The sequence below is a fragment of the Mesorhizobium sp. SARCC-RB16n genome (assembly GCF_008520305.1).
Taxonomy (GTDB): Bacteria; Pseudomonadota; Alphaproteobacteria; order Rhizobiales; family Rhizobiaceae; genus Mesorhizobium.
In genome coordinates this window covers 116093-132039 of record NZ_ML703260.1, presented here as the reverse complement: position 1 = coordinate 132039, position 15947 = coordinate 116093, and the positions used below count along the sequence as shown (strand labels likewise).

The 15947-nt window shown below is 63.3% G+C and carries 14 protein-coding genes; 2 read left to right on the top strand and 12 right to left on the bottom strand.

The features are described 5' to 3' along the window. Positions 1-10 precede the first annotated feature (10 nt). Positions 11-1078, top strand: coding sequence for a TraB/GumN family protein (locus tag C7I87_RS07535; protein WP_149903605.1), 1068 nt, complete (start codon positions 11-13; stop codon positions 1076-1078). A 731-nt stretch (positions 1079-1809) separates the two neighbouring features. Here the strand turns inward: C7I87_RS07535 and lpdA are convergent. The 11 genes from lpdA to mdh all read right to left on the bottom strand — a co-directional run bounded on the left by lpdA (position 1810) and on the right by mdh (position 14076). Continuing rightward, positions 1810-3216: a dihydrolipoyl dehydrogenase gene (gene lpdA, locus C7I87_RS07525; RefSeq protein ID WP_149903604.1), complete on the bottom strand. Its 1407-nt coding sequence runs from the start codon at positions 3214-3216 to the stop codon at positions 1810-1812. Between the two features lie 23 nt (positions 3217-3239). After that, a complete protein-coding gene (locus C7I87_RS07520; protein ID WP_149903686.1) occupies positions 3240-3995 on the bottom strand; it encodes an SDR family oxidoreductase in 756 nt (251 codons plus the stop codon). Between the two features lie 506 nt (positions 3996-4501). Further along, the gene (locus C7I87_RS07510; protein ID WP_149903603.1) at positions 4502-5083 is read right to left on the bottom strand and encodes a hypothetical protein; all 582 of its coding nucleotides are present in this window, start codon (positions 5081-5083) and stop codon (positions 4502-4504) included. 10 nt (positions 5084-5093) lie between these two features. Beyond that, positions 5094-6371, bottom strand: a complete 1278-nt coding sequence (odhB, locus tag C7I87_RS07505) for a 2-oxoglutarate dehydrogenase complex dihydrolipoyllysine-residue succinyltransferase (protein WP_149903602.1) — start codon at positions 6369-6371, stop codon at positions 5094-5096. 65 nt (positions 6372-6436) lie between these two features. Continuing rightward, entirely contained in the window at positions 6437-9421 is a 2985-nt protein-coding gene (locus C7I87_RS07500; protein ID WP_149903601.1) for a 2-oxoglutarate dehydrogenase E1 component, read from the bottom strand. Positions 9422-9554: 133 nt separating this feature from the next. Continuing rightward, positions 9555-10457, bottom strand: a complete 903-nt coding sequence (gene sucD / locus C7I87_RS07495; RefSeq protein WP_149903600.1) for a succinate--CoA ligase subunit alpha — start codon at positions 10455-10457, stop codon at positions 9555-9557. A gap of 12 nt (positions 10458-10469) precedes the next feature. Then, positions 10470-10967 (bottom strand): DUF1579 family protein, encoded by a 498-nt coding sequence (locus tag C7I87_RS07490; protein ID WP_149903599.1) that lies wholly within the window; start codon positions 10965-10967, stop codon positions 10470-10472. Between the two features lie 3 nt (positions 10968-10970). Continuing rightward, complete coding sequence (locus C7I87_RS07485; RefSeq protein ID WP_149903598.1) at positions 10971-11342, bottom strand: cupin domain-containing protein; 372 nt, start codon at positions 11340-11342, stop codon at positions 10971-10973. Between the two features lie 29 nt (positions 11343-11371). Beyond that, positions 11372-11863 (bottom strand): hypothetical protein, encoded by a 492-nt coding sequence (locus C7I87_RS07480; RefSeq protein ID WP_149903597.1) that lies wholly within the window; start codon positions 11861-11863, stop codon positions 11372-11374. Positions 11864-11867: 4 nt separating this feature from the next. Beyond that, positions 11868-13061, bottom strand: a complete 1194-nt coding sequence (gene sucC, locus C7I87_RS07475) for an ADP-forming succinate--CoA ligase subunit beta (protein WP_149903596.1) — start codon at positions 13059-13061, stop codon at positions 11868-11870. Positions 13062-13107: 46 nt separating this feature from the next. Beyond that, a complete protein-coding gene (mdh, locus tag C7I87_RS07470; RefSeq protein WP_149903595.1) occupies positions 13108-14076 on the bottom strand; it encodes a malate dehydrogenase in 969 nt (322 codons plus the stop codon). A 217-nt stretch (positions 14077-14293) separates the two neighbouring features. On the opposite strand from mdh, the gene C7I87_RS07465 reads away from it, so the two are divergent. Further along, positions 14294-14722 carry a GNAT family N-acetyltransferase gene (locus C7I87_RS07465; RefSeq protein ID WP_149903594.1) on the top strand — a complete coding sequence of 143 codons (429 nt, stop codon included), beginning with the start codon at positions 14294-14296 and terminating at the stop codon, positions 14720-14722. Here the strand turns inward: C7I87_RS07465 and zapE are convergent. Further along, the gene (zapE, locus tag C7I87_RS07460) at positions 14719-15936 is read right to left on the bottom strand and encodes a cell division protein ZapE (RefSeq protein WP_149903593.1); all 1218 of its coding nucleotides are present in this window, start codon (positions 15934-15936) and stop codon (positions 14719-14721) included. The two genes, C7I87_RS07465 and zapE, sit on opposite strands and share 4 nt — an antisense overlap. Between the last annotated feature and the right edge of the window lie 11 nt (positions 15937-15947).

The window sequence follows — 15947 nt, the reverse complement described above, 5'->3', positions numbered from 1 at the left end:
GAATAGGATTATGAAACGCGTCATCGCCATCGCCGACCGTGCAGCTTCCGTCTCGCTGAAACTGCTTGTCGCGCTTAACGTGCTGTTTTTCCTGTCTTTCCTTGCAGTCCTGCTGTTCGCCGCCGGCAGGGCGCATGCGGAAATCCCGACCTGCACAGGCGCCGACATGCTGTCGGCCTTGCAGAAGGGCAGCCCTGCCACCTACGACAAGATCGAGGCGGAGGCGGCTGCCACGCTCAATGGCAAGGGCCTGCTGTGGAAGCTCGAAAAATCAGGCGAACAGCCATCCTACCTGTTCGGCACCATGCACATGACCGATCCGCGCGTGACCACGCTGCCGGCGTATGCACAGAAGGCCTTTGACGCCGCCGGCACCCTCATCATCGAGACCACCGACGTGCTCGACAAGCAGAAGATGATGACGGCGATGCTGAAGGAGCCGGACCTGATGATGTTCACCGACTCCACGACGCTGTCGTCATTGCTGTCGCCGAAGGAAGCGGCGGCCATGAACGCCGCGCTGGACGCTCGTGGCATTCCGCCGGCGACGGTCGCCAAGATGAAGCCGTGGATGCTCTCGGCTATGATGGCGCTTCCGGCTTGCGAACTCGCCCGCCAGTCCAGCGGAGCGCCGGTGCTCGACGTCAAGCTGGCGGAGAGCGCCAAGGCGGCCGGCAAGCCGGTGGAGGGATTGGAAACAGCCGAGAGCCAGTTGCGCGCCATGGCTTCGCTGCCACTCGCCTTTCACATGAAAGGCCTGGTCGACACGCTGAAGCTGGGCGACAAGGTCAACGACATCAACGAGACCATGATCGTGCTCTACCAGCGTGGCGACACGGGCATGTTCTGGCCGCTGTTTCGCGCCGCCATGCCCGACGAACAGGAGGACCCCGCGGGCTATGCCGCCTTCGAGGAGACCATGATCACCAGCCGCAACAAGGTGATGGTCGATCATGCCGGGCCGATCCTGGCCAAGGGCAATGCCTTCATGGCGGTCGGCGCGCTGCATCTTCCCGGCCCGGAGGGGCTGGTCGAGGATTTCCGCAAAGCCGGCTATACTGTCACCGCCGTCAATTGAGTCGGATGGCAGCGGAGGCACGCAAACGCCGCGTTTCCGGCATTTTCCTCCGCTAGCGTGAAACCCATTCAACGGTTGCGCGTTGATGGATGTTGATTGACCATTTTCATTTTCCCGGAGGACACATTTATGGCGAACACACCAAACCCAAACGACCCGTACAATTCGACCACCAATGCCCCTCGGCCGAGCGGCGGTGGCGGCAGCCGTTGGCTGATTGCGCTGGTCGTCGTCATTCTGGCGATTGTCGCGTATTACGTTTTCGGAAGAAGTGGTGAGCACCCGGCACCCGCCGAGCCGCCAGCGGCCAGCACACCGGCCCCGGCGCCCGCACCGGCTGAACCGATGAAGCCCGCCGAACCGGCCAAGCCAGCCACACCGGCTCCGGCACCTGCCCCAGCTCCAGCCCCGGCTCCGGCACCAGCGCCGGCTCCTGCCCCAGCGCCCGCACCGGCTCCGGCTCCGGCGCCCGCGCCAGCCCAGTAAGCGGCTCGAATCAAAGAGGAACGGCCCGCCGAAAGGCGGGCCGTTTTGTTTTGGACGACGCCATTCGTCATCCTCGGGCTTGACCCGAGGATCCATGCCGCGACCCAACAGGGGAGCGCGGCGGAGGCAGAATTCGGCACCGAAGCGGTGCTCTGACGTCGCGGCATGGATCCCAGGGTCTTCGCGACGCCGCTGCGCGGCTGCTCCGCCCTGGGATGACGAAGCGTAGGGCTTGTATAGATCGACTAAATGTGGATCGGCTTCAAGAACGTGGCCAGCGCCGCTTCCTTCACCGCTTCCGACATCGTCGGATGCGCGTGGCAGGTGCGGGCAAGGTCTTCCGACGAGCCGCCGAACTCCATCAGCACCGCCGCCTCGTGGATCATCTCGCCGGCGCCAAAGCCGACGATATGGACGCCGAGCACGCGGTCGCTCTTCTTGTCTGCCAGGATCTTCACGAAGCCGTCGGTGTGCAGCATGGCGCGCGCGCGGCCGTTGGCGGTGAAGGGAAACTTGCCGACCTTGTAGTCGATGCCGGCCTTCTTCAGCTCTTCCTCGGTCTTGCCGACCGAGGCGATCTCCGGACTGGTATAGACGACGCTTGGAATGACGTCATAGTTCACATGACCGGCCTGGCCGGCAATGGTCTCGGCCACCGCCACGCCCTCGTCCTCGGCCTTGTGCGCCAGCATCGGCCCGGCGATGACATCGCCGATGGCATAGATGCCGGGAACATTGGTCCTGAGGTGGCCGTCAGTCTTGACCCGGCCACGCTCGTCGACCTCGACGCCGGCTTCCTTGAGACCGAGGCTGTCTGAAAAGGCGCGGCGTCCCGTCGAGATCAGCACCACGTCGGCATCGATGGTTTCGGCCGCGCCGCCCTTGACCGGCTCGAAGGTAACGGTCGCACCCTTCTTGGCCCTGGTGACGCCGGTGACCTTGGCGCCGAGCTTGAACTCGAAGCCTTGCTTGGAGAGCAGCCGCTGGAACTGTTTCGACACCTCGCCGTCCATGCCGCCCAAAATGGTGTCGAGGAACTCGACCACGGTGACCTTGGCGCCGAGCCGTGCCCAGACGGAGCCGAGCTCGAGCCCGATGACACCGCCGCCAACCACCACCAGACGGCTAGGCACCTTCTCCAGCGACAGCGCGCCGGTCGACGACACAATGATTTTCTCGTCGAAATCGACCTTGACGCCGGGAATGCCGGCGACATCGGAACCGGTGGCGATCACGATGTTCCTGGTCTCGATCTCCTCGACCTTGCCGTCCTCGCCGGTCACCGACACCTTGCCGGCGGCGATCACCTTGCCGGTGCCGCGAAAACTGTCGATCTTGTTCTTCTTGAACAGGAAGGCGACGCCATTGACGTTGGCCGAAACCGTCGCGTCCTTGTGCGCCATCATCTTCTTCAGGTTCAGCTTGGGTGCCGGGATTTCGACGCCGAGCGTGTCGAAGGAATGGCCGGCCTCGGCGAATATTTCGGAGGCATAAAGCAGCGCCTTGGACGGGATGCAGCCGATGTTGAGGCAGGTGCCGCCGAAGGTCGCGTTCTTCTCGACCACCGCGACCTTCAGTCCGAGCTGCGCCGCCTTGATGGCGCAGACATAGCCGCCCGGTCCCGAGCCGATGATAACCACGTCATAAGCCATGTTGTTTCCCTTTTGCTTGGGGCTCAGCGGCCGCCGCTGACATTCAGGATCGCGCCCGTCGTATAGGACGCGGCATCGGATAAAAGATAGAGGACCGCGCCGGCGACTTCATCCGCCGTGCCCGCTCTCTTCATCGGCAGCAGGTCGCGGAACCGTTCTATCCGGTCGGGCTGGCCGCCGGAGGCGTGGATTTCGGTGTCGATGATGCCTGGCCGCACCGCATTGACGCGGATGCCTTCCAGCGCCACCTCGCGAGCGAGGCCGATGGTGAAGCTGTCGATGGCGCCCTTGGAGGCGGCATAGTCGACATATTCGCCCGGCGAGCCCAGCGTCGCCGCCGCCGACGAGATGTTGACGATCGATCCGCCCGACCCGCCGTGCCGCGTCGACATGCGCTTGACCGCCTCGCGGGCGCACAGGAACGAGCCGACGACATTGACGCGCATCATGCGCTCAAGCCGCGAAACATCCATTTCATCGACGCGCGCCTTGACGTCGACGATGCCGGCATTGTTGACGAAGGCGTCGAGCCGGCCAAAGGCGCGGTCGACGGCGCCGAACATGGCCACGATATCGGTTTCCTTGCCGACATCCCCTCTGACGGCAACGGCTTCGCCGCCGCCGGCCTTGATTTCGGCAACCAGCGCATCGGCGGCAGCCTTGTTGGAGGCGTAATTGACCGCCACGCGATAGCTCGCCTTGGCGCCAAGGCGGCAGATGGCGGCGCCGATGCCGCGGCTGCCGCCGGTGACCAGAAGCACTTTTTGGGCCGCGCTCATTCCTGGCATCGCGAACACATCCGACGGCACCTTCGAGAAGCCGCTGCCGCCATAGGCCCGGGATTGCCGAAGCACCGGCCCGAGATCGGGCAGGATCAGCGTCTTCGGCGCCCCGACCCCCTCGGCCGGCAAAAGCCCGATATTGCCCTTGTCGTCGGACGTGTAGATGACGCCGTTCCACAGCGTGCAGGCGGCAAGCTCCCCGCCGGTGACATCGCCTTCCGGGCATTTGTACATCAGCGCACCGTTCGGCCGCGCCACATCCTGGGTCCACATGACGATGCCGTTGAGCACGACATTGTTGTCGAGGATCAAGCGAAACGTGTTGGTGACGGTCGCGGACGTGCCGGTCGGGGTAAAGTCGATCTCGCTACCGCTTTGTGTATCGCCGTAAACGGCAAGCTCGATCGGGCAGGCGGTATAGGCGGTCGCTGGGATCATCACCGCGCCGACCGCTATCGATGCAGTCGACAGATTTTCGGACAAAAAAGAACGGATCGTCACCGCTATCCACCTTGAACAGCTTGATCGAGAATGAAGACCGTCGAAAGAAAATAGTCTATCTCAAACACAACGTTTTCATTCCTGTCGACGGGAATGGTGTTCACCTCGTATTTGAGGGTCAAGATGCGAGAGTTCTGCGCCAGTTCGATATAAACGTCGCGCTCACGACCGCCGCCGATTGCCCACTTGAATTCACTCTGGTTCAAGAACTGCAGTGCCTTGGGCAAAGTATGTATGGCTATCGGCTTGCTGCCTGCAAAAGTTACTGGATGTCGCCCCACATCGACGTCCAGATGGCCGTACCAAGTCGCCATCATTCCACCTGATTGCAATCTTCCGAAGACAGGTTCGACGCTGATCGACCGCAAGCGAAAATCGGGACTGAAAAAGAACTCGCAATTCGTGCCATAGATGCACCAAGCCGACTCGGTGTCTCCATGGCGAAAATGATTGTCGGCGCGCAAATCCTCAGGCTCGATCAATCCTCGAACCGTTTCACGGCTGCTTTTGCCAAGTTCTATTGGCCCTGCCCGGCCTGTCGTTACAAGCTCGAACAGGTCGATCGGCTCGGCGGGCTCAGCCATCCCGGATCGCTCACAAATCGAGCACCAGCCGTTCCGGATCCTCCAGGCTTTCCCTGACCCGCACCAGGAAGGTCACGGCTTCCTTGCCGTCGACGATGCGGTGATCGTAGCTGAGCGCCAGGTACATCATCGGCCGGATCACGATCTGACCGCCGACCACGACCGGCCGGTCCTGGATCTTGTGCATGCCGAGAATGCCCGACTGCGGCGCGTTGAGGATCGGCGTCGACATCAGCGAGCCGTAGACGCCGCCATTGGAGATGGTGAACGTGCCGCCCTGCATGTCCGCCACCGACAGCTTGCCGTCGCGCGCGGCGATGCCCAGCCGGCCGATATCCTTCTCGATCTCGGCGATGGACATCTGGTCGGCATCGCGCACGACCGGAACCACGAGACCCTTTTCGGTGCCGACCGCGACGCCGATATGGGCATAGTTCTTGAAGATGATGTCGGTGCCGTCGATCTCGGCATTGACAGAGGGGATTTCCTTCAGGGCGTGCGTGACAGCCTTGGTGAAGAAGCCCATGAAGCCGAGCTTCACGCCGTGCTTCTTCTCGAACACGTCCTTGTACTTGGACCTGAGCGCCATCACCGCCGACATGTCGACCTCGTTGAAGGTGGTCAGCATGGCGGCGGTCGACTGCGCTTCCTTCAGCCGGCGCGCGATGGTCTGGCGCAGCTTGGTCATGCGCACGCGCTCCTCGCGCGAGGCATCGTCGCCCGAGGACGGCGCACGCACGGCAACCGGTGCCGGCGCTGCCTTCGGCGTTTCGGCCGGCTGCGATGGTGCACCTTTGGAGATGGCGTCCAGCACGTCGCCCTTCAGCACCTGGCCGCGCTTGCCCGAGCCGGAAAGCTGGTCGACCGACAGATTGTTCTCGGCGATCAGTTTTGCCGCCGCCGGCGCCGGCGGCATGGTGCGCGGCTCGACCGCGCCGGCATCGCCGGCAACCTTGGCGGTCTCGGCCGCGGCCTGCTTGGTGGTCTGCGCCGCGTCGGGGCTCGAAGCCTGCGCCACCGCTTGCGGCTTGGTCGCGGGGGCGGCAGCGCCACCGGCCGAAATCGACCCGAGCAGCGCGCCGACGCCGACCGTCTCGCCTTCCCCAACGGTGATTTCGCCGAGCGTGCCGGCGGCGGCGGCAGGCACTTCCACCGTCACCTTGTCGGTCTCGAGCTCGAGCAGCGGCTCGTCGGCGGCAATGGCATCGCCGACCTTCTTGAACCATTTGCCGACGGTCGCTTCGGTGACGGATTCGCCCAGCGTGGGGACGCGGATTTCGGTAGCCATTGTGCCTGTCCGTTCTTTCGGTTCAGTTCTTTCGCCCAGTTCTGCTTTATTCGCCCAAGTCTGCTCTATTCACCGAGCGCGTCTTCGAGCAAGGCGGCTAGCTGGGCAAGGTGCTTGGACATCAATCCGGTCGCCGGCGACGCGGCCGCGGGACGGCCGGTGTAGCGCACCCGCTGATGCTTGGCGTCGATATGCGCCAGCACCCATTCCAGATACGGGTCGATGAACGACCAGGCGCCCATGTTCTTGGGCTCCTCCTGGCACCACACCATCTCGGCGTTGCGGAAGCGTGACAGCTCGGTGATCAGCGCCTTGGCCGGGAACGGATAGAGCTGTTCGACGCGCAGCAAATAGATGTCGTTGATGCCGCGCTTCTCGCGCTCTTCGTAGAGGTCGTAATAGACCTTGCCCGAGCACAGAACGACGCGGCGGATCTTGGAATCCTTGGTCAGCTTGATCGCCTGGTTCGGCAGCAGCTGGGCGTCGTCCCACAACAGCCGGTGGAACGAGCTTTCGCCCGAGATTTCCGGCAGTGTCGACACCGCCCGCTTGTGGCGCAGCAGCGACTTCGGCGTCATCAGGATCAGCGGCTTGCGGAAGTCGCGCTTCAGCTGCCGGCGCAGGATGTGGAAGTAGTTGGCCGGCGTCGTGCAGTTGGCCACCTGCATATTGTCTTCGGCGCAAAGCTGCAGGAAGCGCTCCAGCCGGGCGGAAGAATGTTCCGGGCCCTGGCCTTCATAGCCATGCGGCAACAGGCAGACGAGGCCCGACATTCTGAGCCACTTGCGCTCGCCCGACGAGATGAACTGGTCGAACACCACCTGGGCGCCGTTGGCGAAGTCGCCGAACTGCGCCTCCCACAAGGTCAGCGCCTTCGGCTCGGCCAGGCTGTAGCCATACTCGAAGCCCAGCACCGCCTCTTCCGACAGCATCGAGTTGATGACTTCGTAGCCGGCCTGCGCCGCCGACAGATTGTTGAGCGGGATGTAGCGGGTCTCGTCGCGCTGGTCGTAAAGCACGGAATGGCGCTGCGAGAAGGTGCCGCGCTCGGAATCCTGGCCCGAAAGCCTGATCGGATTGCCGTCGAGCAGGATCGCGCCGAAGGCCAGCGCCTCGGCCGTCGACCAGTCGATGCCTTCGCCGGACTCGATCGCCTGGCGCCGGTTCTCGAGGAAGCGGATGATCGTCTTGTGCGCTTCGAAATCCTTCGGCACCTCGGTCAGCTTCTTGCCGATTTCCTTCAGCGTCTTGACCGGCACCGCCGTCTTGCCGCGCCTTGTCTCGTCCTGGTTGTCGGCCGTGCGTAGGCCCGACCAGGCGCCGTCGAGCCAGTCGGCCTTGTTGGGCTTGTAGGCCTGGCCGACTTCCCATTCGGCTTCCAGATGCGCACGCCAGTCGGCCTTCATCTGGTCGAGCTCGGCCTGGGTGATGTGGCCTTCGGCGATCAGCCGGTCGCCATAGATCTGCACCGTCGTCTTGTGGGCGCGGATGTTGCGGTACATGAGCGGCTGGGTGAAGGCCGGTTCGTCGCCCTCATTGTGGCCGAATCGGCGGTAGCAGAACATGTCCACGACCACCGGCTTATGGAACTTCATGCGGAACTCGATCGCCACCTTGGTCGCGTGCACCACGGCTTCCGGGTCGTCGCCATTGACGTGGAAGATCGGCGCCTCGATCATCTTGGCAACGTCGGACGGATAGGGCGACGAGCGCGAGAAGCGCGGATTGGTGGTGAACCCGATCTGGTTGTTGATGATGAAATGCAGCGTGCCGGCGACGCGATGGCCGCGCAGGCCCGACAGGCCGAGGATTTCCGCGATCACGCCCTGGCCGGCGAAGGCGGCGTCGCCGTGCAGCAACAGCGGCAGCACCTTGGCGCGCTCTTCCAGCGGCACGATCTCCTCGCGGCCGCGGCCGAACAGATAATCCTGCTTGGCGCGCGCCTTGCCCATCACGACAGGGTCGACGATTTCCAGATGCGAGGGGTTGGCGGTCAGCGACAGGTGCACCTTGTTGCCGTCGAACTCGCGGTCGGAGGAGGCGCCGAGATGGTATTTCACGTCGCCCGAGCCTTCGACCTCGTCGGGGGCGGCCGAGCCGCCCTTGAACTCGTGGAAGATGGCACGGTGCGGCTTGGCCATCACCTGGCTGAGCACGTTGAGGCGGCCGCGATGCGCCATGCCGAGCACGATCTCCTTCATGCCGAGCTGGCCGCCGCGCTTGACGATCTGCTCCAGTGCCGGGATCAGCGATTCGCCGCCGTCTAGGCCGAAGCGCTTGGTGCCCTTGTACTTGACGTCGATGAACTGCTCGAAGCCTTCCGCCTCGACCAGCTTCTGCAGGATCGCCTTCTTGCCGGTGGCGGTGAAGGAAATCTCCTTGTCGGCGCCTTCGATACGCGCCTGGATCCAGGCCTTCTCCTCGGGATCGGAAATATGCATGAACTCGACGCCGAGCGTCGAGCAATAGGTGCGGGTGAGAATCTCCAGCATCTGCCGGATGCTGCCGAATTCGAGCCCGAGCACATTGTCGAGGAAGATCGGCCGGTCATAGTCGGCTTCGGTGAAGCCGTAATTCTCCGGCGACAGCTCGTTATAGTCTTCAAGCTTGGCAATGCCGAGCGGGTCGAGATTGGCGTGCAGATGGCCGCGCATGCGGAAGGCGCGGATCATCATGATGGCGCGCACCGAATCGCGCGTCGCCTGGTGCACGTCGGCATCGGACAGCACGATACCGTTGGTGACCGCCTTGTCCTTGACCTTCTTTTCCAGGTGCTTCTCGACGATGCCCCAATTGCCGTCGAGCGCCGACACCAGTTCGCCATTGGCCTGCAGCGGCCAGGAAGGCTTCGCCCACGAAGCGCCCTTGGCGTTCCTGCGCACATCGCCGGCATCGTCCTTCAGCCCGGCGAAGAACTCCTGCCACTCGGGATTGACCGAGGCGGGATCGTCCTCATAGGCCGCGTAGAGCGCGTCGATGTAATCGGCATTGCCGCCATAGAGGAATGAGGTGAGCGAAAATTGGTCGTTGGCCTGATCTTGTCTTGCCATGTCGTTTCAGCGGAGCCTGGCTCCGTCTCCTTACGTTTGCGGCTGAGCCGCGATAGTGGGCGGTTCACCCGCCCGTCTCGTCCCCTCAAAGCCAACGAACCGTCATTGGCTCTCATTCCAAAACCGGCGCGGTTCAGCCCTTGATGGCTTCAACCAGCGTCGTGCCGAGACGTGCCGGCGAGGGCGAGACCTTGATGCCGGCCGATTCCATCGCCGCGATCTTGTCTTCGGCACCGCCCTTGCCGCCGGAGATGACCGCGCCGGCATGGCCCATGGTGCGGCCGGCCGGCGCGGTGCGCCCGGCGATGAAGCCCGCCATCGGTTTCCTGCGGCCGCGCTTGGCCTCGTCCTTGAGGAACTGCGCGGCGTCTTCCTCGGCCGAGCCGCCGATTTCGCCGATCATGATGATCGACTTGGTCTCGTCGTCGGCAAGGAACATCTCGAGCATGTCGATGAACTCGGTGCCTTTGACGGGGTCGCCGCCGATGCCGACGGCGGTGGTCTGGCCGAGGCCGACATTGGTGGTCTGGAACACAGCCTCATAGGTAAGCGTTCCCGAGCGCGAAACAACGCCGACTGAGCCCTTGCGGAAGATGTTGCCGGGCATGATGCCGATCTTGCATTCGTCGGGGGTGAGCACGCCCGGGCAGTTCGGTCCGATCAGCCGCGAGGCCGAGCGGTCGAGCCGCGCCTTGACCTTGACCATGTCCATCACCGGAATGCCTTCGGTGATGCAGACGATGAGCGGGATTTCCGCCTCGATCGCCTCGATGATGGCTTCGCCCGCGCCCGCCGGCGGCACGTAGATGACGGAAGCGTTGGCGCCCGTTCTTTCCCTGCCTTCGGCGACCGTGGCGAAGATCGGCAGGTTCTCGCCCTTCGAGCCGGTCCAGGTCTCGCCGCCCTTCTTCGGGTGGATGCCGCCGACCATTTTTGTCCCGTGATAGGCGAGCGCCTGCTCCGTGTGGAACGTACCGGTCTTGCCGGTCAGGCCCTGCACCAGCACCTTGGTGTTCTTGTCGACGAGAATGGACATCGGAGCCCTTTTCTAAAAACCGTTGATCGAGGAAGGCGAGACGCGCCGGTAGACGCCGCTCACCATGGCTTGCCAGCCATCGCTGCCGGCGGGTTTGAAATGCAATCGCATGCGGTAGGTGTCGGGATCGTCGAAAATATACGTCACGCGCGCAAAGCCGCGCGGCGACGACCGTTCCAGATTGAGTTCGCTGCCGTTCCATGTGCCGGTGGCAGGCGACATCGGCACGAAACCCATCGAATCGAACTGGTGCATGGTCACGACGCTGTTTTGCTGGTCGAAACCGAACACAGTGTGCGAGCCGAACGAAATCGTGCCGTCGCGGCGCTGACGGTAACGCTGCACCACGAACTGGCCGCCGAACTCCGCTTCCGCCAGTACTTCGCTGGTCGCTGCGCCGCCATCGGCCCATTGTGTGTCCGCCACCTCTTCCTCGCCGCGCCACGCACCGACCAGCGCCTGCAGGCGCTGGTGATCGGCCGAGAGCGATGAGAAGGGTGAGGCGTTCATGGGTCAGAGCCGCTTCAGATCGGTGACGGTGAGATCGCTCTTGGCGTTGCCGGTGTTGAGCGTCGTCGCCGGCTCGAACATCAGCACCACGGGCTCCTCGGTGAGCGAGCGCGGCCGGTGCTCGACACCGCGCGGCACGACGATGAAGTCGCCCTCGCCGAGCTCGACCGGACCATCGCGGAAATCGATGGCGATCCTGCCGCGCAGCACCAGGAAGGCTTCGTCCTCATTGTCATGCGCGTGCCAGTCAAAGACCTCGCCGAACTTGGCGACCTTGGCCTGGCTGTCATTGACATCGCCGGCAATATGCGGATCGAAGACCTCAGTGATCTTGCGATCAGCCGCCTCGACCAGGTTTATCTTGCGCGGAGGCATCGTTTATCGACCTCTGGCGGGTTGCGGGCTCAAGCTGGGCATTGCTTCTTCCCGTGAACGACAGCGCCGATCCATTGCCCCTTAGCCTCATGCGTCGTCACGACTTGAACGGACAGTTTGCCGTCGGTCGTCTTGATCAGTCCAAGGGATTCAGGATCATCGTCTGCCTGAAACCTGCTGCCGTATTTGGAAAGCAGCCTCTTCAAGATCATATTGGCGGCAAGCTTCGGATTGTCGGTGCCAAACGAAACCAGGCAGTCGCATCGGCCGCTAACATTCCTGATCGAGGCAACAATTTCTGTTTCCTTATAAATCTGATCGCTCTTGAAGCCCGGCCGAAAGCCATTCCCTCGGGCAGCAGCGTTAAACCTGCCGAAGCTCGGCGCTGTCGCCGGACACAAAGTCATGAACAGATTGACCCGCTTGCCGATCCAAGCAGGCGATGCCGGATCTTCGGCCGAAGTCGCTGGGCTGGCCCAAAGGGCCATGCCGGTCAGCGTTATGGCCAGCAGCAGCCGCATCGTATCAGCCCTGCACCGCCGCCACGATCTTCTTGGCCGCGTCGTCGAGATCGTCGGCCGACACCACGTTCAGGCCGCTGTCGTTGATGATCTTCTTGCCAAGCTCGGCATTGGTGCCTTCCAGCCGCACCACCAGCGGCACTTTCAGCCCGACTTCCTTGACCGCGGCGATCACGCCCTCGGCGATGATGTCGCACTTCATGATGCCGCCGAAGATGTTGATCAGGATGCCCTTGACCGCCGGATCCCTGGTGATGATCTTGAACGCTGCCGTCACCTTCTCCTTCGACGCGCCGCCGCCGACGTCGAGGAAGTTGGCGGGTTCAGCACCGTAGAGCTTGATGATGTCCATCGTCGCCATGGCAAGGCCGGCGCCGTTGACCATGCAGCCGATATTGCCGTCGAGCGCGACATAGGCGAGGTCGTATTTCGACGCCTCGATCTCCTTCTCGTCCTCTTCGGAGGTATCGCGCAGTTCCATCAGGTCGGGGTGGCGGAACAGCGCGTTGTTGTCGAACGACACTTTCGCGTCGAGCACGCGCAGGCGGCCGTTCTTCATCACGATCAGCGGGTTGACCTCGAGCAGGCTCATGTCCTTCTCGACGAAGGCCTTGTAGAGGATCGGGAACAGCGTGCCGCCGTCCTTGGCCGCGTCCCCGTCGAGCTTCAGCGCGCCATTGAGCGCCTTGACGTCGCCGGCCGTGACGCCCTTTTCCGGGTCGATGGCGACGGTGATGATCTTCTCCGGCGTGTCGTGCGCGACCGCCTCGATGTCCATGCCGCCTTCGGTCGAGACGACGAAGGCGATGCGGCCGACCGAGCGGTCGACCAGGATGGAGAGATAGAGCTCGCGCTCGATGTCGGCGCCGTCCTCGATATAGAGGCGGTTGACCTGCTTGCCGGCCGGGCCGGTCTGCTTGGTGACCAGCGTGTGGCCGAGCATCTCATTGGCGTTGGCGACCACCTCGGCGACCGACTTAGCCAGCCGCACGCCGCCCTTGGCGTCGGGGCCGAGCTCCTTGAACTTGCCCTTGCCGCGGCCGCCGGCATGGATCTGGCTCTTCACCACATAGAGCGGGCCAGGCAGCGCTTGCGCCGCGGCTTCCGCCTCGCTTGCCTTGAACACCGGCACGCCTTCGGCCACCGGCGCGCCAAAGCTCTTCAGCAGCGCCTTGCCTTGATATTCATGGATGTTCATCGGGAACTATCTCCAGGTCGTTTGCCGGGGTGACGTTTGGGCGGGGTTACTTCGAGGCGAGTTGCGGCGCGATCTTGACGCAGGCCTCGGTCAGGCCCTGCACGGTCGCCACCGAAGCGTCGAACATCTTCTGCTCGGCCTTGTTGAGGTCGATCTCGATGACGCGCTCGACACCGCCGGCGCCGATCACCACGGGCACGCCGACATAGGTGCCCTTGACGCCATACTGGCCGGAGAGGTGCGCCGCGCAAGGCAGGACGCGCTTCTTGTCCTTGAGGTAGGATTCGGCCATCTGGATTGCCGAGGCCGCCGGCGCATAGTAGGCCGAGCCGGTCTTCAAGAGGCCGACGATCTCGGCGCCGCCGTCGCGGGTGCGCTGCACGATCTGGTCGAGCTTTTCCTTCGAGGTCCAGCCCATCTTGATCAGGTCGGGAAGCGGAATGCCCGACACCGTCGAATAGCGGATCATCGGCACCATGGAATCGCCGTGGCCGCCGAGCACGAAAGCGGTGACGTCCTCGACCGAAACCTTGAATTCCTCGGCCAGGAAATAACGGAACCGGGAACTGTCCAGCACGCCGGCCATGCCCACGACATGGGTCTTGGGCAGGCCCGAAAACTTCTGCAGCGCCCATACCATGGCGTCGAGCGGATTGGTGATGCAGATGACGAAGGCCTTCGGCGCGTACTTCTTCAGCCCGGCGCCGACCTGCTCCATGACCTTCAAATTGATGCCCAGCAGGTCATCGCGGCTCATGCCCGGCTTGCGCGGCACGCCGGCGGTGACGATGCAGACGTCCGCGCCCTCGATGCCGGCGTAGTCGTTGACGCCGGTCAGCCGGGAATCGAAACCATCAACCGGCGACGACTGCGCGATATCGAGCCCCTTGCCTTGCGGGATGCCCTCGGCAATATCGAACAGGACCACGTCGCCGAGATCCTTGAGGCCGATCATGTGGGCGAGCGTGCCGCCGATCATGCCAGAGCCGATAAGCGCTATCTTGTTGCGTGCCATGTGAGGATGATTTCCCTTTGTCTGTGACGGCGCCAACACGGCGTCGAGGAAGAGGCCGGAATGCTGCGGGGGGAACCGCGAATTTCGCCGCACCCAATAGCTCCGGTGCAGAATAAATTCAAACGATTATTTCGACCTCTGCATTTTCAATCGGTTAGAGTGTTTGGGATTTACGTAAACGTCAAAGTTTGTAAGCCGACTTGGAGGAATTTACACAATGACGGTCGAGATCAGAAGACTCTATCCCGGAGATGACGCCCTTGTGATGCGGGTTGCCGAGGACGTCTTCGACGAGCCAGTGCGGCCCGATCGCCTGGCCAGCTATCTCGCGCAATCGGGCCATTTCATGATCGTGGCAATCGCCGGGGACCTTGTCGTCGGCCAGTGCGCGGCGGTCATCCACCGCCATCCCGACAAGCCGACCGAGCTTTACATCGACGAGGTCGGCGTCTCGCCGGCCTTCCAGCGCCGGGGCATTGCGCGCAAAATGCTCGGTGCCATGTTCGCGCTCGGCCGCGAGCATGGCTGCGAGGAGGCCTGGGTCGGCACTGAGCCGGACAATCTGCCAGCGCGAGCGCTCTATGAGACGCGCAAGGAGCCGCATGACGAGGCGGAGAACTTTGTGATGTATGTGTATCGGCTTTAGGATGACCAAGGCACGGCAGCCTGCGCCTGCTTCGCTTCCGCCGGCACGGATTGCTTCCGCCGTTCCGCCCAATCCTCCAGCCAGTCACGGCTCTGCATCTCGATCAGTCGGGAGGCCGTACGCTCGAATTCGAACACCTCGACACCGCGCTTGGCCACGTAAAGCTCGTGCGGCGGCGCCTGGGCGCTCATTACCAGGCGCATATGATGGTCGTAGAGCGTGTCGATCAACAGGATGAAGCGCTTGGCCTCGTTGCGCTTGCCTTCGCCCAATACCGGCACATGGTCGATGAAGATTGTCGAAAACCGCCCGGCGATCGCCAGGTAATCGCGCGCGCCGAGCGGCTTTTCGCAGAGATCGGCGAAGGAGAAACGCGCGGCATCGCCGGCGGCGGCCGGCACCATCACCTTGCGGCCCTTGAGCGTCAGCGACGTTTCGGCCGTCGGCGCCCCGTGCGTCATGGCCTGCCAGGCCTCGTCGAGGGCCTCGTCGGCCGCCGCATCCGCCGGCATGACGTAGACAGGCGTGCGGGCAAGTTTTTCCAGCCGGTAGTCCTTGTCGCTGTCCAGCGACAGCACCCGCGCGTGACGTTCCAATATGGCGATGAACGGCAGGAAAAGCTGGCGGTTCAACCCGTCGCGATAGAGGTTTTGCGGCGCCACGTTCGAGGTGGCGACCAGCACGACCCCGTTGGCGAACAGCGCCGAGAACAGCCTGGACAGGATCATGGCGTCGGCGATGTCGGTGACCGAGAACTCGTCGAAGCACAGCACCCAGGCCTGCTCGGCGAGTGCCTTGGCCACCGGCGGGATCGGATCGTCCTCCCTGACCGTGCCTTCCTTGCGCGCCTGCCGGTGCTTCTGGATGCGGTCCTGCACCTCGGCCATGAAGTCGTTGAAATGGACGCGGCGCTTGCGCCTGACTGGCAACAGCTCGAAGAACATGTCCATCAGCATGGTCTTGCCGCGGCCGACACCGCCATGGATGTAGAGGCCCTTGACCGCCTCACGCGTCTCTCGCTTGCGGGCAAACAGCCAGCCCAGCGCACTGGACTTGTGCGCCAGCCGCTTGGCTGAAATCTCGTCGATCAGCCGGTCGAGCGCGGCGGCGATCTCTTCCTGCGCGGAATCGCGTTCGATCGCACCGGTTTCCACCAGATGGTCGTAGCGCTGCCTGACGGTCGCATGGGTCTGGAGGCCGTCACGCAGATGCATCGGTCACGTCG